The 25,354-nt window shown below is 73.8% G+C and carries 24 protein-coding genes and 1 pseudogene; 15 read left to right on the plus strand and 10 right to left on the minus strand.

Annotation, left to right across the window (positions count from 1 at the left end; translation table 11 throughout):
- Window positions 1–79 precede the first annotated feature (79 nt).
- Complete coding sequence (locus ACGF5T_RS28915; RefSeq protein WP_366767686.1) at window positions 80–2,326, plus strand: FUSC family protein; 2,247 nt, start codon at window positions 80–82, stop codon at window positions 2,324–2,326.
- A gap of 3 nt (window positions 2,327–2,329) precedes the next feature.
- Here the strand turns inward: ACGF5T_RS28915 and ACGF5T_RS28920 are convergent, their stop codons facing one another.
- The 5 genes from ACGF5T_RS28920 to ACGF5T_RS28940 all read right to left on the minus strand — a co-directional run bounded on the left by ACGF5T_RS28920 (window position 2,330) and on the right by ACGF5T_RS28940 (window position 5,525).
- Window positions 2,330–2,764, minus strand: coding sequence for a hypothetical protein (locus ACGF5T_RS28920; protein ID WP_356610784.1), 435 nt, complete (start codon window positions 2,762–2,764; stop codon window positions 2,330–2,332).
- Window positions 2,765–2,792: 28 nt separating this feature from the next.
- Window positions 2,793–3,626: a DUF1206 domain-containing protein gene (locus ACGF5T_RS28925; RefSeq protein WP_366767687.1), complete on the minus strand. Its 834-nt coding sequence runs from the start codon at window positions 3,624–3,626 to the stop codon at window positions 2,793–2,795.
- A 126-nt stretch (window positions 3,627–3,752) separates the two neighbouring features.
- Window positions 3,753–3,995, minus strand: coding sequence for a DUF5133 domain-containing protein (locus ACGF5T_RS28930; RefSeq protein ID WP_366767688.1), 243 nt, complete (start codon window positions 3,993–3,995; stop codon window positions 3,753–3,755).
- A 34-nt stretch (window positions 3,996–4,029) separates the two neighbouring features.
- Window positions 4,030–4,899: a SigB/SigF/SigG family RNA polymerase sigma factor gene (locus tag ACGF5T_RS28935; RefSeq protein ID WP_356610781.1), complete on the minus strand. Its 870-nt coding sequence runs from the start codon at window positions 4,897–4,899 to the stop codon at window positions 4,030–4,032.
- A gap of 179 nt (window positions 4,900–5,078) precedes the next feature.
- Complete coding sequence (locus tag ACGF5T_RS28940) at window positions 5,079–5,525, minus strand: ATP-binding protein (RefSeq protein ID WP_356610780.1); 447 nt, start codon at window positions 5,523–5,525, stop codon at window positions 5,079–5,081.
- Between the two features lie 169 nt (window positions 5,526–5,694).
- On the opposite strand from ACGF5T_RS28940, the gene ACGF5T_RS28945 reads away from it, so the two are divergent.
- The 3 genes from ACGF5T_RS28945 to ACGF5T_RS28955 all read left to right on the plus strand — a co-directional run bounded on the left by ACGF5T_RS28945 (window position 5,695) and on the right by ACGF5T_RS28955 (window position 8,278).
- Window positions 5,695–5,910, plus strand: coding sequence for a hypothetical protein (locus ACGF5T_RS28945; protein WP_366767689.1), 216 nt, complete (start codon window positions 5,695–5,697; stop codon window positions 5,908–5,910).
- Window positions 5,911–5,959: 49 nt separating this feature from the next.
- Window positions 5,960–7,438, plus strand: a complete 1,479-nt coding sequence (locus ACGF5T_RS28950; protein WP_366767690.1) for an ornithine decarboxylase — start codon at window positions 5,960–5,962, stop codon at window positions 7,436–7,438.
- 384 nt (window positions 7,439–7,822) lie between these two features.
- Window positions 7,823–8,278, plus strand: coding sequence for a cyclic nucleotide-binding domain-containing protein (locus ACGF5T_RS28955; RefSeq protein WP_356610777.1), 456 nt, complete (start codon window positions 7,823–7,825; stop codon window positions 8,276–8,278).
- Between the two features lie 22 nt (window positions 8,279–8,300).
- On the opposite strand, the gene ACGF5T_RS28960 is transcribed toward ACGF5T_RS28955, so the two are convergent.
- Window positions 8,301–9,611: an MFS transporter gene (locus ACGF5T_RS28960; RefSeq protein ID WP_366767691.1), complete on the minus strand. Its 1,311-nt coding sequence runs from the start codon at window positions 9,609–9,611 to the stop codon at window positions 8,301–8,303.
- A 97-nt stretch (window positions 9,612–9,708) separates the two neighbouring features.
- Entirely contained in the window at window positions 9,709–10,323 is a 615-nt protein-coding gene (locus ACGF5T_RS28965; RefSeq protein WP_366767692.1) for a LysE/ArgO family amino acid transporter, read from the minus strand.
- Between the two features lie 69 nt (window positions 10,324–10,392).
- Here ACGF5T_RS28965 and ACGF5T_RS28970 point away from each other — a divergent pair, with 69 nt between their 5' ends.
- From ACGF5T_RS28970 to ACGF5T_RS28980, 3 genes are all read left to right on the plus strand, one after another.
- On the plus strand, window positions 10,393–11,322 hold the full coding sequence (locus ACGF5T_RS28970) for a LysR family transcriptional regulator ArgP (protein WP_356610774.1): 930 nt from the start codon (window positions 10,393–10,395) through the stop codon (window positions 11,320–11,322).
- Window positions 11,323–11,436: 114 nt separating this feature from the next.
- Window positions 11,437–11,688: a WhiB family transcriptional regulator gene (locus ACGF5T_RS28975; RefSeq protein ID WP_053126994.1), complete on the plus strand. Its 252-nt coding sequence runs from the start codon at window positions 11,437–11,439 to the stop codon at window positions 11,686–11,688.
- Between the two features lie 73 nt (window positions 11,689–11,761).
- Window positions 11,762–12,124 (plus strand): DUF488 family protein, encoded by a 363-nt coding sequence (locus tag ACGF5T_RS28980; protein WP_356610773.1) that lies wholly within the window; start codon window positions 11,762–11,764, stop codon window positions 12,122–12,124.
- A 52-nt stretch (window positions 12,125–12,176) separates the two neighbouring features.
- On the opposite strand, the gene ACGF5T_RS28985 is transcribed toward ACGF5T_RS28980, so the two are convergent.
- Both ACGF5T_RS28985 and ACGF5T_RS28990 read right to left on the minus strand, forming a co-directional pair.
- Window positions 12,177–13,850 carry an FAD-binding dehydrogenase gene (locus ACGF5T_RS28985; protein WP_366767693.1) on the minus strand — a complete coding sequence of 558 codons (1,674 nt, stop codon included), beginning with the start codon at window positions 13,848–13,850 and terminating at the stop codon, window positions 12,177–12,179.
- Between the two features lie 42 nt (window positions 13,851–13,892).
- Window positions 13,893–14,516: a TetR/AcrR family transcriptional regulator gene (locus ACGF5T_RS28990; RefSeq protein ID WP_361017095.1), complete on the minus strand. Its 624-nt coding sequence runs from the start codon at window positions 14,514–14,516 to the stop codon at window positions 13,893–13,895.
- Window positions 14,517–14,629: 113 nt separating this feature from the next.
- Here ACGF5T_RS28990 and ACGF5T_RS28995 point away from each other — a divergent pair, with 113 nt between their 5' ends.
- The 3 genes from ACGF5T_RS28995 to ACGF5T_RS29005 all read left to right on the plus strand — a co-directional run bounded on the left by ACGF5T_RS28995 (window position 14,630) and on the right by ACGF5T_RS29005 (window position 17,337).
- A complete protein-coding gene (locus ACGF5T_RS28995) occupies window positions 14,630–15,259 on the plus strand; it encodes an alpha-ketoglutarate-dependent dioxygenase AlkB (protein WP_361017093.1) in 630 nt (209 codons plus the stop codon).
- Between the two features lie 89 nt (window positions 15,260–15,348).
- A complete protein-coding gene (locus ACGF5T_RS29000) occupies window positions 15,349–16,095 on the plus strand; it encodes an MBL fold metallo-hydrolase (protein WP_356610769.1) in 747 nt (248 codons plus the stop codon).
- A 9-nt stretch (window positions 16,096–16,104) separates the two neighbouring features.
- Window positions 16,105–17,337 carry a DUF4032 domain-containing protein gene (locus ACGF5T_RS29005; protein ID WP_356610768.1) on the plus strand — a complete coding sequence of 411 codons (1,233 nt, stop codon included), beginning with the start codon at window positions 16,105–16,107 and terminating at the stop codon, window positions 17,335–17,337.
- A 16-nt stretch (window positions 17,338–17,353) separates the two neighbouring features.
- On the opposite strand, the gene ACGF5T_RS29010 is transcribed toward ACGF5T_RS29005, so the two are convergent.
- Window positions 17,354–18,229 (minus strand): universal stress protein, encoded by an 876-nt coding sequence (locus ACGF5T_RS29010; protein WP_356610767.1) that lies wholly within the window; start codon window positions 18,227–18,229, stop codon window positions 17,354–17,356.
- A 61-nt stretch (window positions 18,230–18,290) separates the two neighbouring features.
- Here ACGF5T_RS29010 and ACGF5T_RS29015 point away from each other — a divergent pair, with 61 nt between their 5' ends.
- From ACGF5T_RS29015 to ACGF5T_RS29035, 5 genes and pseudogenes are all read left to right on the plus strand, one after another.
- Window positions 18,291–18,656, plus strand: a complete 366-nt coding sequence (locus ACGF5T_RS29015) for a VOC family protein (RefSeq protein WP_366767694.1) — start codon at window positions 18,291–18,293, stop codon at window positions 18,654–18,656.
- A 94-nt stretch (window positions 18,657–18,750) separates the two neighbouring features.
- A complete protein-coding gene (locus ACGF5T_RS29020) occupies window positions 18,751–20,427 on the plus strand; it encodes an FAD-dependent oxidoreductase (protein ID WP_366767695.1) in 1,677 nt (558 codons plus the stop codon).
- Window positions 20,424–21,881 carry an ATP-binding protein gene (locus tag ACGF5T_RS29025; RefSeq protein WP_356610764.1) on the plus strand — a complete coding sequence of 486 codons (1,458 nt, stop codon included), beginning with the start codon at window positions 20,424–20,426 and terminating at the stop codon, window positions 21,879–21,881. The genes ACGF5T_RS29020 and ACGF5T_RS29025 overlap by 4 nt, the downstream gene beginning before the upstream one ends.
- Window positions 21,878–22,231, plus strand: a complete 354-nt coding sequence (locus ACGF5T_RS29030; RefSeq protein WP_366767696.1) for a UBP-type zinc finger domain-containing protein — start codon at window positions 21,878–21,880, stop codon at window positions 22,229–22,231. Before ACGF5T_RS29025 ends, ACGF5T_RS29030 begins: the two co-directional genes overlap by 4 nt.
- Window positions 22,232–22,300: 69 nt before the next feature.
- A pseudogene (locus ACGF5T_RS29035) lies at window positions 22,301–25,272 on the plus strand (AAA family ATPase).
- The last annotated feature ends 82 nt before the right edge of the window (window positions 25,273–25,354 follow it).

Raw genomic sequence — 25,354 nt, forward strand, 5'->3', positions numbered from 1 at the left:
CGCGGCATGGCATGCTGAGAAGTGGATCTAGGCGCGAACCGGCCGGGTTCGGTCGTGGAACGGGTAGGTGTACGGCGGCGTGAAGGCAGCGGGGCGCTCGGTGCGGACACGGCTGCGGGACCGCCTCGCCGCGTCCGACCCCGGGCTGTTGCGACTGACGGCGGGGCTGCGGACGGTGGGCGCCATCGCGCTCACCCTCGCCGTGCTCGCCGTGTTCGGCGCCGACGTCACCCACCTGGTGGCGGGGGCCATCGCGGCGATGGTCGCCACCTTCGCCATCCGGGAGAAGGAGCCCGGCCCGCAGGCCGTCACGCTGGCGCTGGGGCTGCCCGTGGCCCTGGCCTCGGTGTCGATCAGTTCACTGCTCGCCTCGCGGGTCGTCATCGGCGACGCCTTCTTCGTCGTCCTGATCTTCTGCGCCGTCTTCGTGCGCAGGTTCGGCGACCGGGGCACGGCCCTCGGGCTGATCGGTTTCCAGGTCTACTTCCTCTCGCTGTTCGTCGGCGCCCAGGTGTCGGTGCTGCCCGAGCTGCTGGGGGCCATCGCGGTGGCCTTCGCGTGCAGCGCGGTGGTGCGGTTCGCGGTGGTGCCGGCGACGCCCGCGGGCATCCTGCAGCGCTTGCGGCAGGCGTTCCGGGCCCGGCTGGCCCAGCTGATCGCCACTCAGGCCGAGTTGCTGGACGCGGGGCCGGACGAGATCGAGAAGACGCTGGAGCACCTGCGGGACGGCACCGCGCGGCTGCACGAGACGGCTCTGATGATCCAGTCCCGGCTGGCGGAGGGCACCCCCGACGAGTCCACGGCGCGGCTGGTGCAGCGGCGCGTCGCGGACGCCGAGATCGCCTCCGAGCGCCTCGGCCTGCTGCTGCTGACCGCGCGCAGCGCCGAGCGGGCGGACACCCTGACCCTGCACCTGCCGGGCGCGCCTGCGCCCGCGGTGGGCCGCTCGCCGGCGCCCGGTGAGGCCACGGAGATCCTGCGCCGCGATCTCGGGGCGCTGCGCACGCTGGTGCTGCGGCCGCCCGCCGAGGCACGCGGCACCGCGCTGTCCCATCTGCGCAACCGCCTCCTCGGCTACCGCGACGAGGAGAACCTGCCCGAGGCGACCCCTGCGGTGCAGGACGTGTTCCGCGGCATCGGTGAGACCGCGCGCGCGGTCATGGGCCTGCGGATCGCCCTGGACGGGCCGCAGGACGAGTCGGACGACACCCCGGCGACGACCCGCTCCCGGGAGGAACTGGACGCCGAGGACGCGGCCATCGAGGCCGGTGAGGAGGCCGCCCCCAAGGAGGAACCCACCGGGCTGCGGCGGCCCACCACCCGCGCCGCGGTACAGGTCGCGGTGGGGTCCTCGCTCGCCATCGTCGGCGGGGAGCTGCTGTCCTCGCAGCGCTGGTACTGGGCGGTCCTGACCTGCTGGATCGTCTTCATCAACACCGCTTCCACGGGCGAGATCCTGGTCAAGGGCTACCGTCGCCTGCTGGGCACCGTCCTGGGGGTCGTGGCGGGCATCGTGCTGGCCGGCCTGGTCGGCAACCACACCTGGATCGCGTTCGGCCTGGTACTGCTGCTGATCTTCGCGATGTTCTACACGGCGCCGCTGTCCTACACGCTGATGTCGTTCTTCGTCACCGCGATGCTGGGACTGCTCTACACCCTGCTGCACACCTACAGTCTGTCGGTGCTGCTGCTGCGCATCGAGGAGACGGCGCTCGGGGCGGCCTGCGGGATCGTCGCGGCGGCGCTGGTGCTGCCGATACGCACCGACCGCCGGACGAACGAGCTGCTGGAGACGGTCCTGGAGCGGCTCACGGACGTCACCGAGGGCGCCGTGGACCAGCTCAGTGGCGGGCCGGCGGCCGATCTGCTGGACACGGCACGGGAGCTGGACCAGGCCCTGGGCGATCTGCGGGCCGCCACCCAGCCGCTCACGCACCCGATCACGCCGTTGCGGGCCCGGCGGGACACGGCCCAGTACGTGGTGGCCCTGCTGGAGACCTGCGCGTATCACGCGCGGTCGCTGGCGGCGACCGCCGAGCTGCTGCCGACGCACCCCTCGATCGCCGCCGACCCCCGGCTGCGCGGGGCCGTGCGGCGCACGGTGCGCAACATCGAGGCGATCGCCGCGCGGGTCGCCGACGACGGCGCGCGGACCGAGGTGGAGACCGGGCCGAGCATCGCGTCGCTGCTGGAACCGGACGCCGCCGGGGTGCCGCGGTACGGCCGGATCACCGGCCGGGTACTGCGGCACCTGGAGCGCCTGGACGAAGCGGTGGTGGGTCTCGCCCGGCCCCTGGGTGTCCCCGTCAGGACACCGCGGGGGTGAGGGTCAGAAGTCGCTGGGCAGACCGCTGGCCTCGGCGATGCCGCGCAGTTCCTCGTTCTGCACGTGGCGTTCCTTGAGGTAGTCGGCTATCTCCTCGAGGCGTGCGGGGTCGGAGGCGGTGGCGGCGTCGGTGACGACCCGCACCGGGCCGGTCTCGTCGGTGCTGATCTCGACGACCTCGTTGTCCAGCCGCCCGGTGACCGCGGTGGCGATGACCAGCGCGGCCTCGTCCCTGATCTCCTGGGGCAGCGCCTCGGCGTTGTCCCCGTCCAGGGAGAAGTCGATGGTGGGCATCTGCTGCTCGTCGATCGCCTGGAGGACGGGTTCCACCACGCTGAGCAGCAACTGGTAGTCGTCGGTCTCCATGCGCACGCGCAGGAGGTCGAGGTAGACGTCCACGGGACGTCCGTCCGGCGGAGGAATCTCGTGTTCGTTCATTCGACCCGTGTTCCCCGTGCCGCGCGGCTCAGACCCTGCGCCAGCGCGCGAGGGCGAAGGAGAACACCCCGAACAGCACCAGACCCGCGGCGACGCACACCAGCAGCCAGGGTCCGAGCGGGGTGCCGGCGAAGGAGCGCAGGGTGTCGTCCAGGCCCTTGGCCCGGTCGGGTTCGTAGTCGACGGCGGCTCGCACGGCGAAGGCTCCGGCGGCCGCGAAGACGACACCACGGGCCGTTCCTCCCCCGACGCCGGTGATGTCGACCAGCCGCCGGGCCCGGGGGCTCAGCTCGCCCAGCTTCAGCTTCTTGTGGTAGCTGCGGCGCAGCGCCTGCACGGCGATCACGACACCGGCGACGACGATCCCGGCGCCGACCAGGCCCACGATCCACTGCCCGGCGGGCATCTCCATCACCCTGGAGGTGACGTCCCGGGACTGCCGGTCACTGGAGCCGCCACCGCCGGAGCCGGCCGCGAAGGCGAGGACCGAGTAGGCGACGAACGAGTAGAAGACGCAGCGGGCGGCGGCCGGGAGCCGCTTCTTCGCGGTGTGGCCGTCCTTGCCCGTGACGCCGAAGAGCGCCTCCGACAGCCGCCAGAGCGCCATGCCGACCAGTCCGGCGCCGAGCGCCCACAGCAGGACCGCGCCGAAGGGCTTGTCCGACAGCTCGGCCAGGGCACCGCCCCGGTCCGCCTCGTGATCTCCGGTGCCGAAGGCGATCTGCAGGGCCAGGATGCCGACCAGCAGGTAGATGACGCCGCGTGCGGTGAGTCCCGCTCGCGCGGCTCCCTCGGCGGTCGATCCGCCTGCCGCCCTACGGGCCCGGCCGCGGCCGGAACGTGCCAGAACATTCGCGTTCATGTGAAGCATCCCCTCCCGAGATTCCGCATGCCCCGTCGTACCGGGCACACACCCCGGCTGCCCGCACACCGACGAGCGGTGTGCGGGCAGCCGGGTCACCACACCTTCCCCGACCCGTCCCCCGGGTCAGTCCACCGCCAGGGCGGGTTCGGCGGACCCGGACGCCGGGACCGGAGCGGCCCCTAGCTGGCGCCGCGCGGCCTCCAGGGCGTGCCGCACGTCCCGCGTGCCGGTCGACACGCACAGCGTGTACGCCAGGTCCCGGGTCCGGGGGCCCGGTCCGCCCGCGTCGTCGGCGGGCTCGCACGCCGCCGAGGCCTCGTAGGCCTCGACGAGTCTGCGCAGCACGGCAGGGTGGGGCGTCAGCATCCGTCTCGTTCCTCCTGCGGTCATCGGCGGCGCGTCAGCCGCGGGTCGTGCGGCCGGTGCCCCGGTGGCCCGGGCGCTGTCCCAGTGCCTCGTCGCGCACTCGGGCGCAGCTGCGGCTGATGAGCCGCGAGACGTGCATCTGCGAGATGCCGAGACGATCGGCTATACGGCTCTGTGTCATGTCTTCGAAGAAGCGCATGTAGAGGATGGCCCGCTCGCGCTCGGGCAGCCTGCGCAGCCCTTCCTTGGCGGACTCGCGGTCGATCACGGTGTCGTACGAGCCGTCCGCGGCACCGAGGGTGTCCGCGAGGCTGTAGCCGTCGTCGCCGGCCGAGAGTTCCGCGTCCAGCGACAGGGTGCTGAAGCTCTCCAGCGCCTCCATGCCCGCGCTGACCTCGTCCTCGGTCAGTCCGGTGTGCGCGGCGAGGGCGGCCACCGAGGGTTCGGGGCTGCCCGGGTTCTGGGTCAGCTCGCGCCGGGCCACCCGCACCTTGTTGCGCAGTTCCTGGACCCGGCGGGGCACCCGCAGGGCCCACATCCGGTCGCGGAAGTGACGCTTGACCTCACCGGTGATGGTGGGCACGGCATAGCTCTCGAAGGCCCCGCGCTCCGGGTCGAAGCGGTCGATGGCCTTCACCAGGCCGAGCGCCGCGACCTGGCGCAGGTCTTCGATGGACTCGCCGCGGTCCCTGAAGCGGCCCGCGATCCGGTGGGCCATGGGCAGCCAGGCGGTGACGAGCTCGTCGCGGACCGCGTCGCGTTCCGGCCCGTCCTCCAGACCCGCCAGCCGTCCGAAGAGGGCCATGGTGTCGGGGGCGTCGTCGTGCCGGCGACGGGCGGTGGTGTCGGACGTGTGGGCGGGCTCGGCGGGGGTTCCGGGGACGGTGGGTGTTTCGATGAGCATGCGGATCGCTCCTGAACGGTGGTCTCAGGGGAACATTCCGCGGGAACGGTGCTGTCCGGGTGACCTCACCCGGAGGGCCCGCGCAGCCATACCGCTCCCGCTGCTGCGCCTCCGGTCCGAAGCACGAACTTGCGACTGCCCCCACCCCGGGGGAACAAACTCCGCTTTTCGAAAAGTACTCAGGACAGCGGAACGACCACGGTGATGCACTTGCCTCCCGCGGGAAGGTCTGCCACGCGCACGTCGGAGGCGAGCCGGCAGACGATCGGCCAGCCCCGGCCGCCGACGCGGCGCCGGCCCTGGGGGTCGGTGCGTGGCACCGCCACCGGCAGGTCGTGGCTGCGGTCGCTCACCGACAGGCGCACGCCGGGGCCGACGACGTCGACCTGGAAGTCGGTGATGCCGCCGCCGTGCAGGATCGCGTTGGTGGTCAGTTCCGAGGCGACGAGCACGGCGTCCGACAGGGCGGCGGCGTCGCACACGGCCCGGCCGTCGGCGGCGCCGCGGGCGGTGACGACGCGTTCGACGGTCCTGCGCGCCTCGGCGGGTTTGCACGGCCGGAACCGCCGGTGCCGGTCCGCGTCGTACGGGTCGACGACGGTTTCGGTGGTGTGGCTGTCACACATCCGTCAGCTCCCTTGGGGGGTGAGACGTACCGGGTCGGGCCGGCTCCGCGCGATGAGCGCGCCGTGCGGCCCCGTCACTGTCGGCTCACCTCTGCCGGTGGTGCCAAACCTCCCCGCCTCCGTACGGCGCAACAGCCATCCCGGCGCCGCACGGGGGTAAACGGAAGGCATGACGGATGTTGTGGACGCGGATGAACTGCTGCGCCGGATGCACCGTGCGCGGGCCTGCGCGCTGGAGCAGGAGCGGACTTGGCGGGGGCGGAGGGACGAGCTGCGGACGACCGATCCGGAGGGCTCCCATGAGGCCGCGGTGCGGTCGCTGGCCTACGAGGCCGTCCTGCGGGTGCTGGACGAGGTGCTGACGCCGGGCAGGAACGCAGCGTGACGGGCCACGGGGCTGATTGACCGGGTGGGCGCCGGGAAACCGGACCGGCATGACAGCCGACCACACCCGAGCACCCGTTCTCGAAGCCCTCGTCGACTACCGCCGCGAGGGACGGCTGTCGTTCACGCCGCCGGGGCACAAGCAGGCGCGGGGGGCCGACCCCGCGGTGCGCGAGGTGCTGGGAGACGCCGTCTTCTACGGGGACGTCCTGGCGATCGGCGGACTGGACGACCGGCTCACCCGGGGGCGGGTGCTGCAGCGCGCCCAGGATCTGATGGCGGACGCCGTGCACGCGGACCACACGTTCTTCACGACGTGCGGGAGTTCCCTCTCGGTGAAGGCGGCGATGCTGGCGGTCGCGGGGCCGCACGAGAAGCTGCTCATCGGCCGGGACGCGCACAAGGCCGTCGTCTCGGGGCTGATCCTGTCCGGCATCGAGCCGGTGTGGGTGGAGCCGCGCTGGGACGCCGAGCGGCACCTGGCCCATCCGCCGTCCGCCGAGGAGTTCGAGAAGGCCTTCGCCGCCCACCCCGACGCCAAGGGCGCGCTGATCACCAGCCCGACCCCCTACGGCGCCGGCGCCGACCTGGGGGCCGTCGCCGAGGTCTGCCACCGGCGTTCGACGCCGCTGATCGTGGACGAGGCCTGGGGCGCGCATCTGCCCTTCCACCCCGACCTGCCCTCCTGGGCGATGGACGCGGGGGCCGACATCTGCGTGACCAGCATCCACAAGATGGGCAGCGGCCTGGAGCAGGGGTCCGTGTTCCATCTCCGCGGCGACCTGGTCACGCCAAAAGTGCTGGGCATGCGGGCGGACCTGCTGAACACCACCAGCCCCTCGACGTTGATCTTCGCCGGGTTGGACGGCTGGCGCCGGCAGATGGTGCTGCACGGTGAGGAGCTGATGGGCGAGGCGCTGAAGCTGGCGGCGGAGGTGCGTTCGGCGGTCGAGGAGATCGACGGCATGCACGTCAACGACCGGGACGACTTCTGCGCGCCCGGGATGGCCCACGACTTCGACCCGCTGCCCGTCGTCATCGACCTCGACGGGCTGGGCGTCTCGGGGTACCAGGCGGCGGACTGGTTGCGCGAGCACCGGTCTGTCGTCGCCCACCTGACGGACCACCGCCGCATCGGCGTGCAGATCACGCACGGGGACGACCGCCAGACCGCGGGGGAACTGCTGACCGCGCTCAAGGACCTCGCGAACGCCGCCCCGGATCTCGCTCCCGCCCCGCGCGTGGAGGTGCCGTCGCCGACCGGGCTGCGGATGCCGCAGGTGATGCTGCCCAGGGACGCGTTCTTCGGACCCACCGAGGACGTGCCGCTCGACCGGGCCGCCGGTCGGATCGCGGCGGAGATGATCACGCCGTACCCGCCCGGCATCCCGGCCGTCCTGCCCGGCGAGCGGCTGGCCGAGCCGGTCCTGCGGTATCTGCGCAGCGGCCTGGAGGCGGGGATGTTCCTCCCGGACCCGAGCGATCCCGCGCTGGAGACGGTGCGGGTGGTCGCGGAGAACGGCGGCTGAGGCCGGGCCCACCCGGCGGCCCGGGGGCGGCAGCTTGTCCGGGAGCGGCATGTGGCCCTGGGGCGGCATGTGGCCCTGGGGTGGCGCGTGAAACAGGTCACGTGACCGGGTCCCGGTTTCCCGGATCCGCCGAAGATGGTTTAGCGTTCATCCATACGTGGCGACGGAGTCGACCGAATGTCCTTCGTACGTCACCGCTTACGGCCCTGGCTGGCTTCCCCCGTCCAGCCAGGGCTTTTTCACGCCCTCGCGCCCCCGCCCCCGGTTCCGGCACGAAATCCGTCCGGGATCCGCCGTCCGCCGAGGTGCTCAGGGCGCCGACAGCGACTGAAATGGGCATAGGGAAAGCCCCGGAACCGAATCGCCGGCGAGGAGCCCCGTGCCATGACCAAAGCGATCAAACTGCTGACCGCCCTCCCCCAGCCCCAGCGCGGACGGCTTACGGCACTCGCCCGGGAGGTCTCCTTCCCCGAGGACACCCGGATCTTCGAGGCCGGCGGCCGGGCCGACCGGTTCTGGGTCGTCCGCTCCGGCGCGGTCTCCCTGACCCAGCAGGTCACGTCCCTCCAGCAGGTCACGGTCGCCAGCCTCGGCGCGGGTGACCTGCTCGGCTGGTCCTGGCTCTTCCCGCCCTACGAGTGGGACTTCGGCGCCGAGGCCTTCAGCCCGGTGCGCGCCTACGAGTTCGACGCGGCCTCGGTACTCGCCCTGTGCGAGGAGGACCCGCAGCTCGGCATCGTGCTGGTGCGCTCCGTCGCCGAGATCCTCGCGCACCGGCTGGAGACCACCAGGGGCCGGCTGATGGAGCACTACGCCCTGCACGGACGCGGGTCCCTGTGAGAGGCCCCCGCCGCGGGGGCGGCTAGACCCGGTAGCGCCGCAGCGCCGGGACGGCGGCCGCCAGGGCCAGCATCACCACCACGACGAGCAGCCCGCCACCGGCCACCGCCTCCCGTGCACCGACGGCGGAGCCCGCCCCGCCGTGCAGGACGTCGGCCAGGCGGGGGCCGCCCGCCACGACGACGGTGAAGACGCCCTGCATCCGCCCGCGCATCTCGTCGGTCGCGGCGGACAGCAGGATCGCGCCACGGAACACCATGGACACCATGTCCGCGACGCCCGCCACGACGAGGAAGGCCACCGCGACCCACAGGCTGGAGCTCAGCCCGAAGCCGGCGATCGCGGCGCCCCAGACCACCACCGCGCCGATCACCATCCACCCGTGGCGGCGCGCCCGGGAGAAGGTGCCGGAGAACACCCCGCCGGCCACCGCGCCGACGGGTATCGCCGCGAACAGCAGACCGAGGGCGAGTCCTTCGCCGTGGCCGGCGTAGCCCTCGGCGGCGAGCTGCGGGAACAGGGCGCGGGGCATGCCGAGGACCATGGCGACGATGTCGGCCAGGAAGGACAGCAGCAGCACCTTGTGGCGCGCGATGTAGCGGAAGCCGGCCACGACCTCGCGCACGCCCGCGCGCCGGACCGCGGCACCCGACAGCGGCGGCAGCGCCGGGAGCCGGTGGACCGCCCAGACGGTGACGCACAGGGCCAGTGCGTCGATCAGGTACAGCTCGGCCAGTCCGACGACCGGGATCAGGGCGCCGGCCAGCAGCGGGCCGACCACCTGTCCGGTCTGCATGACGGTCGAGCCGAGGGCGTTCGCGGCGGCGAGTTCGTCGTCGGGGACGAGCCGGGCGATCGAGGCGTTGCGCGCCGGGGCGTTCAGGCCCCAGAAGGCCTGCTGGAGCGCGAGCAGCAGCATCAGGGCGGCGACCGACTCCATGCCGGTGACGGCCTGCACCCAGAAGAGCAGCGAGGTCACGGCGATGCCGACGTTGGTGATCAGCAGCAGCTTGCGGCGGTCCATGGTGTCGGCGACCGCCCCGCCCCACAGCGCGAACACGATCAGCGGCAGCAGGCCGGCGAGGCTCGCGGCGCCGACCCAGGCCGAGGAGCCGGTGATGTCGTAGATCTGCTTGGGCACGGCCACGGCGGTGAGCTGGCTGCCGACCGCCGTGACGATGGTGGAGGACCACAGCCTGCGGTAGGCCGGGCGGCGCAGCGGGCGGGTGTCCATGGCCCAGCGGCGCCATCCGCGCCTCCGGCCTCCCTGCCGCGGGTCGGGGTCCTTCGCCCCTGCTCCGGTACCGCTCTCACTGCTCTCACTCGTGTCCACGCGCTTCCTACGTGCTTGTTACATCTTTCGGTTGCGCGCCCACTATCCCAGTCCCGCCCGGACACCCTGCGTCCGCGTGGCCGGTTCGCGTCCCCGCTCAGGCCCCGGTGATGAGCGTGACCCCGAGGACGATCATGGTCGTGGCGACCAGTCCGTCCAGGACCCGCCAGGCCGCGGGCCGGGCCAGGAAGCGGCCGAGGTAGCGCGCGCCGAAGCCGAGCGCGGCGAACCAGCACAGGCTGGCGACCGCGGCACCCACGCCGAAGGTCCAGCGCAGCGGTCCCTGGTCGGCGGCGACCGAGCCCAGCAGGAAGACCGTGTCGAGGTAGACGTGCGGGTTGAGCCAGGTGAGCGCCAGGCAGGTGAGGACGGCCCGGCGGCGCGAGCCCGCGACCTCGCCGTCCGCCCGCAGCGCGCCGGCCGGCCGGAACACCCGCCGGGCGGCCAGGGCGCCGTAGCAGAGCAGGAACGCGCCCCCGACCCAGCCGATCGCGGTCAGCGCGCCGGGCCAGGCCACCACCACCGCGCCGACCCCGCCGACCCCGAGCGTGATCAGCAGGGCGTCGGACAGGGCGCAGATGCCGACCACCGCGAGGACCGCGTCGCGGCGGATCCCCTGGCGCAGGACGAAGGCGTTCTGGGCTCCGATGGCGACGATGAGCGAGAGGCCGGTGCCGAAGCCGGCGGCCGCGGCGGTGAGGGCGTTGGTCATGTTCCCGACGCTAAGCGAGCGATCACAGGAGGTACAGCTAAAGATTCTTACGTAACATTAGGCCTTGTGATGACACCGGAGGCAGCGGCGACGACGGGTCCGGTTGCGTTCGCGGACCTTCCCCTCGATCAGGTGCGCACCCTGCTGGCGGTGGTGGACGAGGGCACCTTCGACGCGGCGGCCGCGGCCCTGCACGTGACACCGTCGGCGGTCAGTCAGCGGGTGAAGGCGCTGGAGCAGCGCACCGGCCGGGTGCTGCTGCTGCGCACCAAGCCGGTGCGTCCGACGGACTCCGGCACCGTGCTGGTACGGCTGGCCCGTCAGGTGGCCAGGCTGGAGCGGGACGCGTACGCCGAGCTGGGGCTCAGCGGGGCCGGGGAGCCGACGCGGGTCTCGGTGGCGGTCAACGCGGACTCGCTCGCCACCTGGTTCCTGGGCGCGCTCACGCGGATGCCCCGGGACCCGCGGCTCTGTTTCGAGCTGCGCCGCGAGGACGAGGACCACACGGCGACCCTGCTGCGGGAGGGCGTGGTGATGGCCGCGGTGACCTCGTCGCCCGATCCCGTCCCGGGCTGCACCGTCCGGCACCTGGGCCGGATGCGGTACCTCCCCTGTGCCGAACCCGCCTTCGCGGCCCGGCACTTGGCCGAGCCGCTGCGCCGGTCGATCGTGGCGGCGCCGGTGGTGGTCTTCGACCGGCGGGACGACTTCCAGGACGGCTTCGCGCGCCGGCTCGGCCACGGCGACGCGGGTCCCGCGCGGCACTACGTACCGACCTCGGAGGGGTTCGTCGAGGCGGTCGCCGCCGGCCTGGGCTGGGGCATGGTGCCCGAACCGCAGGCGGAACCGCTGCTGCGCACGGGCCGGCTCGTCGACTTCGCCCCGGATCTGGCGGTGGAGATCCCGCTGTACTGGCAGCAGTGGAAGCTCGATTCCCCGGCGCTGGCCACCGTGGCCGACGCGGTGGTCTCGGCGGCGGCGCGGGCCCTGCGGACCTAGGCGCGCCCCGGGGCGAAAACGACACAGCCGGTTTCACACCGGTGGCGAACGGTCACCCGCAACGGAGCAAACCATTCCCGAAAGCGCGAACGATACCGATCGCAGGTGACTTTGATGGACAACTGGCGAGAGCACGCCGCGTGCCGCGCGGAGGACCCCGACCTGTTCTTCCCGATCGGCACCACCGGACCGGCCGCGTTGCAGACCGAGCAGGCCAAGACGGTCTGCCGGGGCTGCCCCGTGCAGGAGCAGTGTCTGCGCTGGGCCCTCGACACGGGGCAGACCATCGGCGTCTGGGGCGGGACCAGTGAACTGGAACGCCGTGCGCTCAAGCGGCGCGAGGCCGTGCGCCGGCGGTCCGCCTGACCACGGCGCGGCGCGGTCGCCCCCGGCGGCCGGACGCCGAACCCCGGCACAACCACCCGCGGAAGGACCGGCCATGACCGTGCGTGTGCACCGCGTCTACGACCCGCCCGCGCCGGACGACGGCGTACGGGTGCTGGTGGACCGGCTGTGGCCGCGGGGGGTGGCGAAGGACGCGTCCCAGGTCGACGCGTGGCCCAAGGGTCTGACCCCGTCGACCGAACTGCGCCGCTGGTACCACGCGGGCGAAGGCCCCTACGAGGAGTTCGCCGCGCGCTACGAGGCGGAGTTGGCCGCCCCGGAGGCGGCCGAGCTCCTCGACCAGCTGCGGGAGCTGGCCCGCCGGGGGGACGTGACGCTGCTGACCGCGTCCAAGTCCCCCGGGCGGAGCCACGCGTCCGTGCTGCGCCGCCTTCTCGACGAGGCGCCAGGGGCGTGAGCGGCGTGCCGGGCGTGAGCGGCGTGAGCCGCCGGCCGGACGCGTCCGCCGCTCAGGCGGTCTGCCGTGCCGCGGCCCGGCCCGCCGCCCGCCCGGAGAAGAGGCAGCCGCCGAGGAAGGTGCCCTCGAGCGCGTTGTAGCCGTGCACCCCGCCGCCGCCGAACCCGGCCACCTCACCGGCCGCGTACAGGCCGCCCACCGGGGTGCCGTCGGCGCCCAGGGCGCGGGAGTCCAGGTCCGTCTGGATGCCGCCGAGGGTCTTGCGGGTGAGGATGTGCAGCTTGACGCCGATCAGCGGACCCGCCGACGGGTCGAGGATGCGGTGCGGGGTGGCCACCCGGCCGAGGCGGTCGCCGATGTAGCGGCGGGCGTTGCGGATGCCCTGGACCTGGGCGTCCTTGGCGTACGGGTTGGCCAGCTGCAGGTCCCGGGCCTCTATCTGCCGCCGGATCGAGGCGGCGTCCAGGAGCGGCTTGTCGGTCAACCGGTTCATCGCGTCGACCAGTTGCTCCAGGTTCGGCGCGGTCACGAAGTCGGCGCCCTCGCGCAGGAAGGCGGCCACGGGGCCCGGGGCACCCTTGCCCAGGACGCGCTCGCGCAGGAACCCGGCCCGGTCCTTGGCGGTGATGTCGGGGTTCTGCTCGGAGCCGGAGAGCGCGAACTCCTTCTCGATGATCTTCCGGGTGAGGATGAACCACGAGTGGTCGTGCCCCGCGAGACCGTCGGCCGTGCGCAGGTGCCGCAGGGTGCCGAGGGTGTCGTAGCCGGGCAGGCAGGGCTCGGGCAGGCGGCGGCCCAGGGCGTCGAACCACAGGGAGGACGGCCCGGGCAGGATGCGGATGCCGTGGCCGGGCCAGATGGGGTCCCAGTTGCGCACCCCCTCGGTGTAGTGCCACATCCGGTCGCGGTTGACCAGGCGGGCGCCCGCCTCCGCGCTGATGTCGAGCATCCGGCCGTCGACGTAGGCGGGGACCCCGGTGACCATCTCGGCGGGCGGGGTGCCGAGACGCTCGGGCCAGTGGCGGCGGACGGTGTCGTGGTCGGCGCCGATGCCTCCGGAGGTGACGATCACGGCCTGGGCGGTGAGTGCGAACTCACCGGTCGCCTCGCGGCTGGAGGCGACGCCCCGGGGCGAGGTGTCCTCGGCGAGGACCGTGCCGCGCACGCCGCGCGCGGTGCCGTCCTCGACGATCACCTGGTCCACGCGGTGGCGGTGGTGGAAGGTGAGCAGCCCGTCGCGGGCGGCTCGGCGGGCGTACTTCACGAACGGCTCGACGACGCCCGTACCGGTGCCCCAGGCGATGTGGAAGCGGGGCACGGAGTTGCCGTGCCCGCCGGCCCTCAGGTCGCCGCGCTCGGCCCAGCCGACGGTGGGCAGGAAGGTGATGCCGTGCCCGGCCAGCCAGGACCGCTTCTCCCCCGCCGCCCACTCGACGTACGCCCGCGCCCAGCGCACCGCCCAGGAGTCCTCGTCCTCGGTCCGGTCGAAGCCCGCGCTGCCCTGCCAGTCGTTCCAGGCCAGGTCGAAGGAGTCCTTCACGCCGAGACGGCGCTGCTCCGGGGAGTCCACGAGGAAGAGGCCGCCGAAGGACCAGAAGGCCTGCCCGCCCAGGTTGGCGGCGTTCTCCTGGTCGACGAGGGCGACCCTCCGGCCCCGGCTGGTCAGTTCGTGGGCCGCGACCAGGCCCGCCAGACCCGCTCCGACCACGATGACGTCGGCATCCATGGCGACCGTCCTTCCTGTTGTCGTCAGTGACTCGTGTGGTTGTCAGTGACTCGTGCTGCCCTCGACGAGCAGCGCGGTGAGCAGCCGCCCCAGCCAGGCCCGGGCGTGCTCGACGTCCCGGTCCAGGAGCAGTTGGGTGGTGACTCCGTCGTAAGCGGCGACCACGGCGTGCGCGGCCCCCTCGGCATCGCCGAGCACGACCGGCAGGGCGGTGTGTCCGCGGGCCCGGGCCAACCGGTCGGCGATCGCCCCCCTGAGGCGGGCCCGGTGCTCCAGCAGGGTCCGGGCGACCTCCGGGTCGCGGGCGGCGTGCACCAGGAAGTCCGTCTTCACCAGGAGCCAGTCCCGGTCGAGGAGCAGCACCTCGGTGACGCGCTCCACGGCGGCGGGCACGTCCAGATCGGGGCCGTCGGAGGCGAGGGCGGCGGACACCTGCTCGGCGATCAGGCCGGCCCGCTGCCGGTAGAGGGCGAAGAAGAGCTCGTCGAGGCTGTCGAAGTTGGAGTAGAAGGCGCCCCGGCTGTACCCGGCCGCCTCGCAGACCTCCTCGATCGACACCCGTCCGAAGCCCTTGGCGGCGAACACCGCGAACGCGGCGTCCAGGAGGTTCGCGCGGGTGCGCACGCGCCGCCTGGTCACCCGCCCTGTGGTCGCCTTCGCCGTCATGTCCGGCCCCTTTCTCCCGGCTCGGATGCGCGAATGTATCGGATACACCGGTGTATCGAAAGGGGCCCGGTCAGCTATAGAACACACTTTCGAACACGGGGTACGCTGGTGGCATGACCACGCACCTCCAAGGCTCGCTCTTCGACCAGACCGACGAGGTCCGGCTCGGCCCGCTCGCCGGAGTGCGCCGCACCCCCCTCGGCTCCGGGGCCTGGATCGACCTCCTCCCCGGCTGGCTGAGCGGCGCCGACGCGCTCTTCGAGCGGCTGGCCGCCGAGGTCCCGTGGCGTGCGGAGCGGCGCGCCATGTACGACCAGGTGGTGGACGTCCCCCGGCTGCTCGCGTTCTACGGCGCGGGCGACGCGCTGCCGCATCCGCTGCTCACCGAGGCGCGTGACGCGCTGTCCGCGCACTACGCCGCCGAGCTGGGCGAACCGTTCACCACCGCCGGGCTGTGCCACTACCGCGACGGCCGGGACAGCGTCGCCTGGCACGGTGACCGGATCGGGCGGGGAGCGCGGCAGGACACGATGGTCGCCATCCTCTCGGTCGGCGCGCCCCGTGACCTGCTCCTGCGCCCGGCGGGCGGGGGCGGCCCCACGGTGCGCCGGCCGCTCGGCCACGGCGACCTGATCGTGATGGGCGGCTCCTGCCAGCGCACCTGGGAGCACTGCGTCCCCAAGAGCACCCGGGCCGCCGGGCCCCGCATCAGCGTCCAGTTCCGCCCGCACGGCGTGCGCTGAGCCGCCTGTGGGGGCCCGCACCGCCGCCGCTCCCCCGGCCTGCTTCCCTGGTACCGGCGAACCGGAACGAGCGGAGTGGCGGGACGATCATGCGGGCACGGGTGCGGCACGTCGGGGAGGGCACCTACCTGGTGCACGGCTCCCACACCAACTGGGTGATCCTGACGGACGGGGACGCCGTCACACTGGTCGACACCGGGTATCCCGGCGACCGCGCACAGCTCCTCGCCTCGCTCGCCGAGGTCGGGAGCGCGCCGGAGGCGGTCGTGGCGGTGCTGATCACCCACGCCCACAACGACCACCTGGGCTCGGCCGAGTACCTGCGGGCCGCCCACGGCACCCCGGTCCTCCTGCACGAGGCCGAAGTCCCGCACGCCCGCCGGGACTTCCTCCAGCAGGTACCGGTCGGCACGGTGCTGCGCAACGCCTGGCGTCCGGGCGTGCTGCCCTGGGCGGTGCACGTGCTGCGCTCCGGCGGTACCGAGCAGCACCCGGTGACCTCGCCGGAACCCCTCCCCGCCGACGGCCCGCTCGACCTGCCCGGCCGGCCCGTCCCCGTCCACACCCCCGGGCACACCGACGGGCACTGCGCCTACCACCTCCCGGACGCCGGAGTGGTGATCTCCGGCGACGCGCTGGTGAGCGGGCACGCCACGTCCCGGACCACGGGGCCGCAGTTGCTGCCCGGCATGTTCCACCACGACCGGGCACGCACCGCGGCCTCCCTCGACGTCCTGGCCGGGTTGGACGGCGACGTCCTGCTCCCCGGGCACGGTCCCGTCCACCGCGGGCCGGTGAAGGAAGCCGCCCGACGGGCCCGGGAACGGGCGTTCTAGAGTCGGGGCATGGCCTTGCAGATCAGCGCCACCAATCCGGAGCACCCCGCGCTCCTGCTCGAACTGCCGTGGCAGACGCCCCTGGAGCAGTGGCCCGAGGAGTACCTCGTCCCGCTGCCGCGCGGCATCTCACGGCACGTCGTCCGCTACGCACGCGCCGGGGACGAGGTGATCGCCGTCAAGGAGCTGGCCGAACGCCCGGCGCTCCGCGAGTACCAGCTGCTGCGCGACCTGGACCGGCTCGCCATCCCCGCGGTGGACGCGCTCGCCGTGGTCACCGGCCGGACGGACGCCGCCGGCGAGCCGCTGGAACCGGTGCTGATCACCCGCCACCTCGGCGGCTCCATGCCGTACCGGTCGATGTTCGAGACGACGCTCCGCCCGGCGACCATGCACCGCCTGATGGACGCCCTGGCGGTGCTGCTGGTCCGGCTGCACCTAGCCGGCTTCGCGTGGGGCGACTGCTCGCTCTCCAACACCCTCTTCCGGCGCGACGCGGGCGCCTACGCCGCCTACCTGGTGGACGCCGAGACCGGTGACCTGCACCCCCGGCTGAGCGACGGGCAGCGCGACTACGACCTCGACCTCGCCCGGGTCAACATCAGCGGTGAGCTGCTCGACCTGGAGGCCTCCGGCGCCCTGCACCCCTCCGTCGACCCGATCGACTTCGGCACCGAGATCTGCGCCCGCTACCGGCGCCTGTGGGAGGAGCTGACCCGCACCTCCGTCTACCCGGCGGGCAAGTACCACTACATCGAGCGCCGGATCCGGCGGCTCAACGACCTCGGCTTCGACGTGGCCGAGATGCAGATCGAGCACGCCTCCAACGGCGACACGGTCACCTTCGTGCCCAAGGTCGTCGACGCCGGCCACCACCAGCGCCAGTTGCTGCGCCTGACCGGCCTGGACGCCGAGGAGAACCAGGCCCGGCGGCTGCTGAACGACCTGGAGAGCTGGATGGCCACCCAGGACGACTACGCCCCGGGCGACCCCCTGGGGGCCCGCCCCGAGGTCCTCGCCCACCGCTGGGTGCGCGAGGTCTTCCGGCCCACCGTGCGCGCCGTGCCGGTGGAGCTGCGCGGCGCGATGGACGCCGCCGAGATCTACCACGAGCTGCTGGAGCACCGCTGGTTCCTGTCCGAGCGCGCCCAGCACGACATCGGCCTGGACACCGCCGTCGAGGACTACATCACGACCATCCTGCCGCGGGCCCGGGAGACCCTGGAGCCCACGGCGGACTGAGCGGCGCAGCGGCCCGTCACGTGTGCGGGACCACCGCCACCGGGCAGTCGGCGTGGTGCAGCACCCCGTGCGCCACGGAGCCGATCCGGGCGCCGACGGCCGTACGGCGGGCCCGGCGGCCGACGACCATGAGCTGGGCGCCACCGGCCACCGACAGCAGCACCTGACCCGCGCTGCCCATCTCGACGTGCTCGATCACCGGGACGTCGGGGAAGCGCTCGCGCCACGGCGCCAGCGCCTCGCCGAGCGCCTTGCGCTCGTACTGCTCCAGGCCCCCGGCCTCGTCGGCGAGGCGCATCGAGCCCGGGCTGTAGGTGAACACCGTCGGCAGGGCCCAGGCGCGCACGGCGCGCACGGTGGCGCCGCGCGCGGCGGCGGCCTCGAAGGCGAAACCGATCACGTCGGCGCTGTCCTCGGGCTCCCCCTGCTGACCCACGACGACCTCGCGCCCCGCGGCCTCGGTCGCGGCCTCGTCCCCGGCGCGCACGAGCACGACGGGCCGGGGCGACTCGGCGATCACCTGCTGGCCGACGGAGCCGAGCAGGAAGCCGACGACCGCCCCGTGCCCGCGCGACCCGAGCACGAGCGTCTCGGTGTCGGCCGTGGCGGCGAGCAGCGCGGCGACGGCGTCGTCGGCCTCGCGGATCTCCGTGGAGACCGTGAGGTCCGGGTGGCGCTCGGTGACGGTCCGGACCGACTCGGCCACCGAGTCCCGGATCCCGCGCTCCTGCGCCTCCCGGTCCGTGGGGCCGTCCGTGTCCCGCGAGGCGAACCGCCAGGCGTGCACGACACGCAGCGGCGCCTCCCGGCGGACCGCCTCCCTGGCGGCCCAGGCCAGCGCGGCCAGGCTCTCCTCCGAACCGTCCACACCTGCCGTGATCGGGCGCGTCATGCGGGTCCCTCCCTGTGTCGCGGTGTCGTTCATGGAGCCCAGTCTTCCCTACGCTGTCCGCATGACCTTGGAGTGGGAGCAGGTGAACGTCGACGCGGCCGATCCGGCGGCGCTCGGACGCTGGTGGGCCGAGGCGCTGGGATGGGTCGTGGTGAACGACGCGCCCGACGAGTACGAGATCCGCCCGGCGCCCGACCGGCTGCCCGGGCTGCTGTTCGTCCCGGTGCCGGAGGACAAGACCGTCAAGAACCGGCTGCACCTCGACTTCCGGCCGGAGGACCAGGCGGCCGAGGTGGCCCGCCTGCTGGAGCTGGGCGCGCGCCATGCCGACGTGGGCCAGGGCGAGCAGCCCTGGGTGGTGCTGGCGGACCCGGAGGGCAACGAGTTCTGCGTGCTCGGCCCCCGCGGCGGCCGTCCGGCCGACTGAGCGGGCCGCGCTGATCGAACATACGATGGACGGCAGGCCGGTGCGGTGACGGGGACGCCGTGCCGTGAACCCGGCCGTTCGACGTGGGGGACGTATGGCACAGGCCGACGGGGCGACGCGGACCGTCATCATGACCGTGGACGACGATCCGGGGGTCTCCCGCGCCGTCGCCCGTGATCTGCGGCGGCGGTACGGCGCCTCGTACCGCATCGTGCGCGCGGAGTCCGGCGAGTCGGCCCTGGAGGCGCTGCGGGAACTGAAGCTCCGCGGCGACCTGGTGGCGGTGCTCCTCGCCGACTACCGGATGCCGCGGATGAACGGCATCGAGTTCCTGGAGCGGGCCCTGGACGTGTATCCGGGCGCCCGTCGGGTGCTGCTGACCGCGTACGCGGACACCGACGCGGCGATCGACGCGATCAACGTCGTGGACCTGGACCACTACCTGCTCAAGCCGTGGGACCCGCCCGAGGAGAAGCTCTACCCGGTGCTGGACGACCTGCTCCAGGCCTGGCGCACCGGCGACCACCGGCCGGTGCCCAGCACGAAGGTGGTCGGGCACCGCTGGTCGGCGCGCTCCTCCGAGGTCCGGGAGTTCCTGGCCCGCAACCAGGTGCCGTACCGCTGGTACTCGTCCGACGAGCCGGAGGGGCGGCGGCTGCTGACGGCGGCCGGGCAGGACGGGCGGCGGCTGCCGGTGGTGATCACGCCGGAGGGCGCCCCGCTGGTGGAGCCGGAGGCACCCGAACTGGCCGCGCGGGTGGGGCTGGCGACGACGCCGGCGGCCGACTTCTACGACCTGGTGGTGATCGGCGGCGGTCCGGCGGGGCTGGGGGCGGCCGTGTACGGGGCCTCCGAGGGGCTGCGCACGGTGCTGGTGGAGCGGTCGGCGACCGGCGGACAGGCCGGGCAGAGCTCCCGCATCGAGAACTACCTCGGCTTCCCCGACGGCGTGTCCGGCGGGCAGCTCACCGACCGGGCCCGGCGGCAGGCGGCGAAGTTCGGCGCGGAGATCCTCACGGCACGCGAGGTGACCGGCCTGGAGGCCAACGGCGCGGCGCGGACCGTGCGGTTCTCGGACGGCTCGGCGATCGCCGCGCACAGCGTGATCCTCGCGACCGGTGTCTCCTACCGGCAGCTGGCCGCTCCCGGCGCCGACGACCTGACCGGCTGCGGCGTCTTCTACGGCTCGGCGCTGACCGAGGCGGCCTCCTGCCACGGCCACGACGTGTACGTCGTCGGCGGCGCCAACTCGGCCGGGCAGGCGGCGATGTACCTGGCCCGGGGCGCCAAGTCGGTGACGCTGCTGGTGCGCGGCGACTCGCTGGCGGCGTCGATGTCGCACTACCTGATCCAGCAGATCGAGGAGACGCCCAACATCCGGGTGCGCTGCGGCACGGCCGTGGAGGGCGCGCACGGCGACGGGCACCTGGAACGGCTGACGCTGCGCGACGCGGCGAGCGGTGAGACCGAACAGGTCGACGCGCAGTGGCTGTTCGTGTTCATCGGAGCGGCCCCGCGGACCGACTGGCTGGACGGGACGGTGCTGCGGGACGAGCGGGGGTTCATCCTGGCCGGGCCGGACCTCAGCCCCGACGGACGGCCCCCGGCCGACTGGGAGCTGGACCGGCCGCCGTACCACCTGGAGACCAGCGTGCCGGGCGTGTTCGTGGCGGGCGACGCCCGCGCGGAGTCCGCGAAGCGGGTCGCGTCCGCCGTCGGAGAGGGAGCCATGGCCGTGATGCTCGTCCACCGGTACCTGGAGCAGTCGTGAGCGGCCGGCCGATGCCGTGCAGCCCCCGGGAGATCGGGGAGCTGTTCCTGTTCGAGAAGCTGACGCCCGAGCAGCTGGGACGGCTGTGCGCCGAGGGCCGGGTGGAGCGGTTCGAACCCGGGCCGGTGTACGCCGAGGGCGAGGACGCGACCTGCTTCTACGTGTTGCTGGACGGGACGGTCGTGCTCTCGCGGCGGGTCGGCGGGGACGACGTGGAGACCCACCGCACCTCGCAGCGCGGGGTGTACGCCGGGGCGATGCAGGCGTACGTCGGCGACCGGGTGCCGCAGGTCTACACGAACTCGATGCGGGTCACCGAGCCGACCCGGTTCTTCGTGCTGCCGGCGCAGACCTTCGCGAGCGTCATGCGGGAGTGGTTCCCGATGGCGGTGCACCTGCTGGAGGGGCTGTTCTTCGGTTCGAAGAACACCCAGCGGGCCATCGGTCAGCGTGAGCGGCTGCTGGCGCTCGGCTCGCTGTCCGCCGGCCTCACGCACGAGCTGAACAACCCGGCGGCGGCGGCCGTACGGGCCACCTCGGCGCTGCGGGAGCGGGTGGCGAAGATGCGCCACAAGCTGGCCGTCATCGCCGAGGGCCCGTTCACCCGCGACGCGCTCGCCGGGCTCGTCGAGATACAGGAGCGCACGGCGGAACGGGTCGCCAAGGCCCCCTCCCTCTCCCCGCTGGAGGCCAGCGACCGGGAGGACGCCCTCGCCGACTGGCTGGACGACCACGGCGTCGACCAGGGCTGGCGGATCGCGCCGACCTTCGTACAGGCCGGGCTGGACACCGAGTGGCTGGACCAGGTGGCGGCGGCGGTGGACGAGCAGCTGCTGCCGGGGGCGATCGGCTGGCTCAACTACACGGTGGAGACCGAACTGCTGATGGACGAGATCGCGGACTCCACCGCTCGCGTCTCGCACCTCGTCGACGCGGCCAAGCAGTACGCGCAGCTCGACCGGGCGCCCTACCGGACCGTCGACGTCCACGAACTCCTGGACAGCACCCTGCTGATGCTGTCCGGCAAGATCGGCCCCCGGATCGACGTCGTCAAGGAGTACGACCGCACCGTGCCGGAGATCCCGGCGTACCCGGCGGAACTGAACCAGGTGTGGACCAATCTCATCGACAACGCGGTCTCCGCGGTGAACGGCGCGGGCGGCGACGGCACGCTGACCGTGCGGACCACGCTCCACCACGACCGACTGCTGGTGGAGTTCCGCGACACCGGAACGGGGATCGCGCCGGAGATCCGCGACCGCATCTTCGATCCGTTCTTCACCACCAAGCCGGTGGGCGAGGGCACCGGGCTCGGTCTGGACATCTCCTGGCGGATCGTGGTCAACAAGCACCACGGGACGCTGCGGGTGGACTCCGCGCCCGGCGACACCCGGTTCCAGGTGCTGCTCCCGCTGACCGCCGCCGTACCCGAACCGCCCGAGGAGCCCGCATGACCGACGACACCGGAATCGACCCCACCGTCCCGCCGAGCGGCCCCGGCTGCGCCGACTGCGACGCGGTGGACGGCTGGTGGTTCCACCTGCGGCGCTGCGCCGGCTGCGGTCACATCGGCTGCTGCGACAGCTCGCCCGGACAGCACGCGACCGGGCACTTCCGCGCGACCGGGCATCCGGTGGTGCAGAGCTTCGAACCGGGCGAGGACTGGTACTGGGACTACGCGACCGAGGAGGTGCGCGAGTCCGGCCCCGAACTGGCCGCTCCGCGCAGCCACCCCGAGGACCAGCCGAGCCCCGGACCGGCGGGACGGGTGCCCGCGGACTGGGCCCGGACTCTGCGGCATTGAGGGAGGCGCGGCCGGGGCCGGGCCCCGGCCGCCCCTGCCCCGGCCGGACCGTCGGGCCCTCGTGCCAGGATGGGCGGCGTGTCGCAGACCATGTTCAGCAGCCCGCTCGTCGGCCGCGAGGACGAACTCGCGCGCCTGGACGACGTCCTGGAACGGGCCCGCTCGGGAGAGGCTCGTGCGGTACTGATCGCCGGGGACGCCGGGGTCGGCAAGACCCGGACGCTCGACGAGGTCGCCGGGCGGGCCGCCGCGGCCGGGACGACCGTGCTCACCGGGCACTGCGTCGACCTGGGGGACGTGGGCCTGCCGTACCTGCCGTTCACCGAGATACTCGGCGCGCTGGCGGCCGACGAGCGCTTCGCCGCCGTCCTGGCCGCCCATCCGGCCGCCGACCGGCTGCTCGGCGGCGGTTCGGACGACGGTGGCGACGGCGGGGACGCCACTACGCGGTCGCGGCTGCGGCTGTTCGAGGGGGTGGCGGCCCTGCTGACCGAGCTGGCGGACATCACCCCGCTGCTGCTCGTCCTGGAGGACCTGCACTGGGCCGACCAGTCCTCCCGGGACCTGCTGCGGTTCCTGCTCAGCCGGGGGGTCCTGCAGCGGCCCGCGGGCGGGGCGCCCGGCCACCGGCTCGCGGTGCTCGCCTCGTACCGGGCGGACGACCTGCACCGGCGCCACCCGCTGCGGCCCCTGCTGGCCGACTGGTACGGCTGCCCGCCGTGGAACGCCTGGAACTGCGCCCCCTGCCCGACGCCGACGTGGCCCGGCTGGTGCGCCTCCTGGGGGACCGGCCGCTGCCCGACACCACCGTGCACCGGATCGTGGAACGCGCCGAGGGCAACGCCTTCTACGCCGAGGAACTGGTCGCGGCCGCGGACGCGCCCGCCGGAGGTGTGCCCAGCGGTCTGGCCGACGTCCTGCTCATCCGGTTCGAGCAGCTCTCCGAGACCGCCCAGCAGGTCCTGCGCACCGCCGCCGTCGCCGGGCGGCGCGTGGGGCACGAGCTGCTGCGGGAGGCGGTCGGGCTGCCCGAGGAGGAGTTGGAGACGGCCCTGCGGGAGGCGGTGGGGCGGCAGTTGCTCGTCGCCGGCGACGACGGCGCCTACTCCTTCCGCCACGCCCTCGCCCGGGAGGCGGTCTACGCCGACCTGCTGCCCGGCGAACGGGCCCGGCTGCACGGCGCGTTCGCCCGGCTGCTCTCCGGGCCGGGGAGCCGTTCCGACAGTGCCGCCGAGCGCGCGCACCACTACCGGGAGAGTCACGACCTGCCCGAGGCGCTCGCCGCGTCCCTGGCGGCCGCGGACCACGCCCAGCGCGTCGGGGCGCCCGCCGAGGAACTGCGCCACGTGGAGGCGGCCCTCGACCTGTGGTCGGCGGTCGACGCGGCGGCGCGGCCGGCCGGTTCCGACGTCGTGACGCTCACGCTGCGCGCCTCGGCCGCCGCCGCGCACGCCGGGGAGCTGCACCGCGCGGTCTCCCTCACCCGCTCCGCGCTGGCCGGCCTCGGCCAGGACGCCGACCTGGAGCTCGCCGCCCGCGTCCGGTACACGCTCGCCGGGAACCTGCTGAACGTCGACAACCTGTCGGCCGCGTTCACGCACAGCAGCGAGGCGCTCGAACTGATCCCCGCCGAGCCGCCGTCGGCGACGTGGATGTGGGCCGCGGCGACGCACGTCATGGCGGCCCGCCAGGTCGGGGAGTACGAGACGGCGCTGCGGGTCGCCCGCCGGGCGCTGCGCGTCGCCGACCAGCTGGGCGTCGTCGACGCCCGCGCCGACCTGCTGATCTCCCTGACCAGCCTCGAAGGCGGCAACCGGAGCACCCCGCGGGGCCGGGAACGGCTGCTGGAGGCGCGGGAGCTGGCACGGCGGGCGGGGAACGCGCCGGTGGAGATGCGCGCCCTGTTCAACCTCGCCATCGGGAGCTTCGAGTCCGGTGACCTGGAGGAGTGCCAGCACTGGGCGTCGGAGGGACTGGACCGGGCCCGGCGTTCCGGGCTGCTGTCCTCGCCGTACCCCCGTGAGATGCGGTACCTGCGGCTGCTGGTGCAGTACACGCTGGGCCACTGGGACGAGTGCGTGCGCGCGGCGGCGGACGACGCCGGTGCGCTGCCCGCCGCGGGGGGTCATGGCGCGGGCCCCGGGCTCTACGTGGCGCTGGCGCGCGGGGACCTCTCCGCCGCCGACCGGGCCCGCGCGCTGCTGAAGGGCCCGTTCGACTGGATGGGCACGCTGGTGGCGGGCATCGTGCTGACCGACGCCGCCGCTTCGCGGGGTGACGCGGAGGAGGCCGTGCGGTGGATGCGGTCCACCGTGGAGGTGCTCACCGACGACGCGGGCGTGCTGCCCGCCGCCACCGTGCGACTGGCCGCCCTCGCCCTGTCCGCGGTCGCCGACCGGGTCGTCGAGCTGCGCGGGGCCGGCGACGGGACGGAGGCGGGCCGCTGGACGGCCACCGCGAAGGAGCTCCTGGCGCAGGCCCGCCGGGCCGCCGGGCACGGGGAGGACGGCGTACCGCAGGGGCCGGAGGGGCAGGCGTGGCTGGCACGCGCCGAGGCGGAGTGGACCCGGATCGAGGGGGCCGGACCGGACCCGGCGGCCTGGCGTCGGGCGGTGGAGGGATTCGCGCACGGCGACGTCTACGAACGCGCCCGGTGCCGGTTCAGGCTGGCCGAGGCGCTGCTGGCGGCCGACCGCCGCGAGGAGGCGGCCGTCGAGGTCGACGGCGTACGCCGGGAGGCCGACCGGCTGGGCGCCACGCCGCTGCGCGAGCGCCTGGACGGGCTGGCCCGCCGAGGGAGGCTCACGGGCGCCCGGGAGGGTTCCGCCGTGCTGACGGCCCGCGAACAGGACGTGCTGCGGCTCCTCGCCCTCGGCCGCAGCAACCGTCAGATCGGCGAGGAGCTGTTCATCAGCGCCAAGACGGCGAGCGTCCACGTCTCCAACATCCTCGCCAAGCTGGACGCCGCGAGCCGTACGGAGGCGGTGGCGGTCGCCTACCGCCAGGGGCTCGTCGTCCCGGAGCCGACCCCACCGTCCTGACGCGGCCCGCACCGGCCCGCACCGGCCGTATCTGCTCGTTGCTACGAGCCCTCGGCCGGACGCCGGACCCGCACCGGCCGCC

It is taken from the genome of Streptomyces sp. NPDC047853 (assembly GCF_043204535.1).
Taxonomy (GTDB): domain Bacteria; phylum Actinomycetota; class Actinomycetes; order Streptomycetales; family Streptomycetaceae; genus Streptomyces.

Bases quoted from the DNA above. Each gene is read 5' to 3' on its own strand.
- ACGF5T_RS28920 (WP_356610784.1), bottom strand. From the start codon at position 2,764: ATGAACGAACACGAGATTCCTCCGCCGGACGGACGTCCCGTGGACGTC.
- ACGF5T_RS28925 (WP_366767687.1), bottom strand. From the start codon at position 3,626: ATGAACGCGAATGTTCTGGCACGTTCCGGCCGCGGCCGGGCCCGTAGG.
- ACGF5T_RS28930 (WP_366767688.1), bottom strand. From the start codon at position 3,995: ATGCTGACGCCCCACCCTGCCGTGCTGCGCAGACTCGTCGAGGCCTAC.
- ACGF5T_RS28935 (WP_356610781.1), bottom strand. From the start codon at position 4,899: ATGCTCATCGAAACACCCACCGTCCCCGGAACCCCCGCCGAGCCCGCC.
- ACGF5T_RS28940 (WP_356610780.1), bottom strand. From the start codon at position 5,525: ATGTGTGACAGCCACACCACCGAAACCGTCGTCGACCCGTACGACGCG.
- ACGF5T_RS28945 (WP_366767689.1), top strand. From the start codon at position 5,695: ATGACGGATGTTGTGGACGCGGATGAACTGCTGCGCCGGATGCACCGT.
- ACGF5T_RS28950 (WP_366767690.1), top strand. From the start codon at position 5,960: ATGACAGCCGACCACACCCGAGCACCCGTTCTCGAAGCCCTCGTCGAC.
- ACGF5T_RS28955 (WP_356610777.1), top strand. From the start codon at position 7,823: ATGACCAAAGCGATCAAACTGCTGACCGCCCTCCCCCAGCCCCAGCGC.
- ACGF5T_RS28965 (WP_366767692.1), bottom strand. From the start codon at position 10,323: ATGACCAACGCCCTCACCGCCGCGGCCGCCGGCTTCGGCACCGGCCTC.
- ACGF5T_RS28970 (WP_356610774.1), top strand. From the start codon at position 10,393: ATGACACCGGAGGCAGCGGCGACGACGGGTCCGGTTGCGTTCGCGGAC.
- ACGF5T_RS28975 (WP_053126994.1), top strand. From the start codon at position 11,437: ATGGACAACTGGCGAGAGCACGCCGCGTGCCGCGCGGAGGACCCCGAC.
- ACGF5T_RS28980 (WP_356610773.1), top strand. From the start codon at position 11,762: ATGACCGTGCGTGTGCACCGCGTCTACGACCCGCCCGCGCCGGACGAC.
- ACGF5T_RS28985 (WP_366767693.1), bottom strand. From the start codon at position 13,850: ATGGATGCCGACGTCATCGTGGTCGGAGCGGGTCTGGCGGGCCTGGTC.
- ACGF5T_RS28990 (WP_361017095.1), bottom strand. From the start codon at position 14,516: ATGACGGCGAAGGCGACCACAGGGCGGGTGACCAGGCGGCGCGTGCGC.
- ACGF5T_RS28995 (WP_361017093.1), top strand. From the start codon at position 14,630: ATGACCACGCACCTCCAAGGCTCGCTCTTCGACCAGACCGACGAGGTC.
- ACGF5T_RS29000 (WP_356610769.1), top strand. From the start codon at position 15,349: ATGCGGGCACGGGTGCGGCACGTCGGGGAGGGCACCTACCTGGTGCAC.
- ACGF5T_RS29005 (WP_356610768.1), top strand. From the start codon at position 16,105: ATGGCCTTGCAGATCAGCGCCACCAATCCGGAGCACCCCGCGCTCCTG.
- ACGF5T_RS29010 (WP_356610767.1), bottom strand. From the start codon at position 18,229: ATGACGCGCCCGATCACGGCAGGTGTGGACGGTTCGGAGGAGAGCCTG.
- ACGF5T_RS29015 (WP_366767694.1), top strand. From the start codon at position 18,291: ATGACCTTGGAGTGGGAGCAGGTGAACGTCGACGCGGCCGATCCGGCG.
- ACGF5T_RS29020 (WP_366767695.1), top strand. From the start codon at position 18,751: ATGGCACAGGCCGACGGGGCGACGCGGACCGTCATCATGACCGTGGAC.
- ACGF5T_RS29030 (WP_366767696.1), top strand. From the start codon at position 21,878: ATGACCGACGACACCGGAATCGACCCCACCGTCCCGCCGAGCGGCCCC.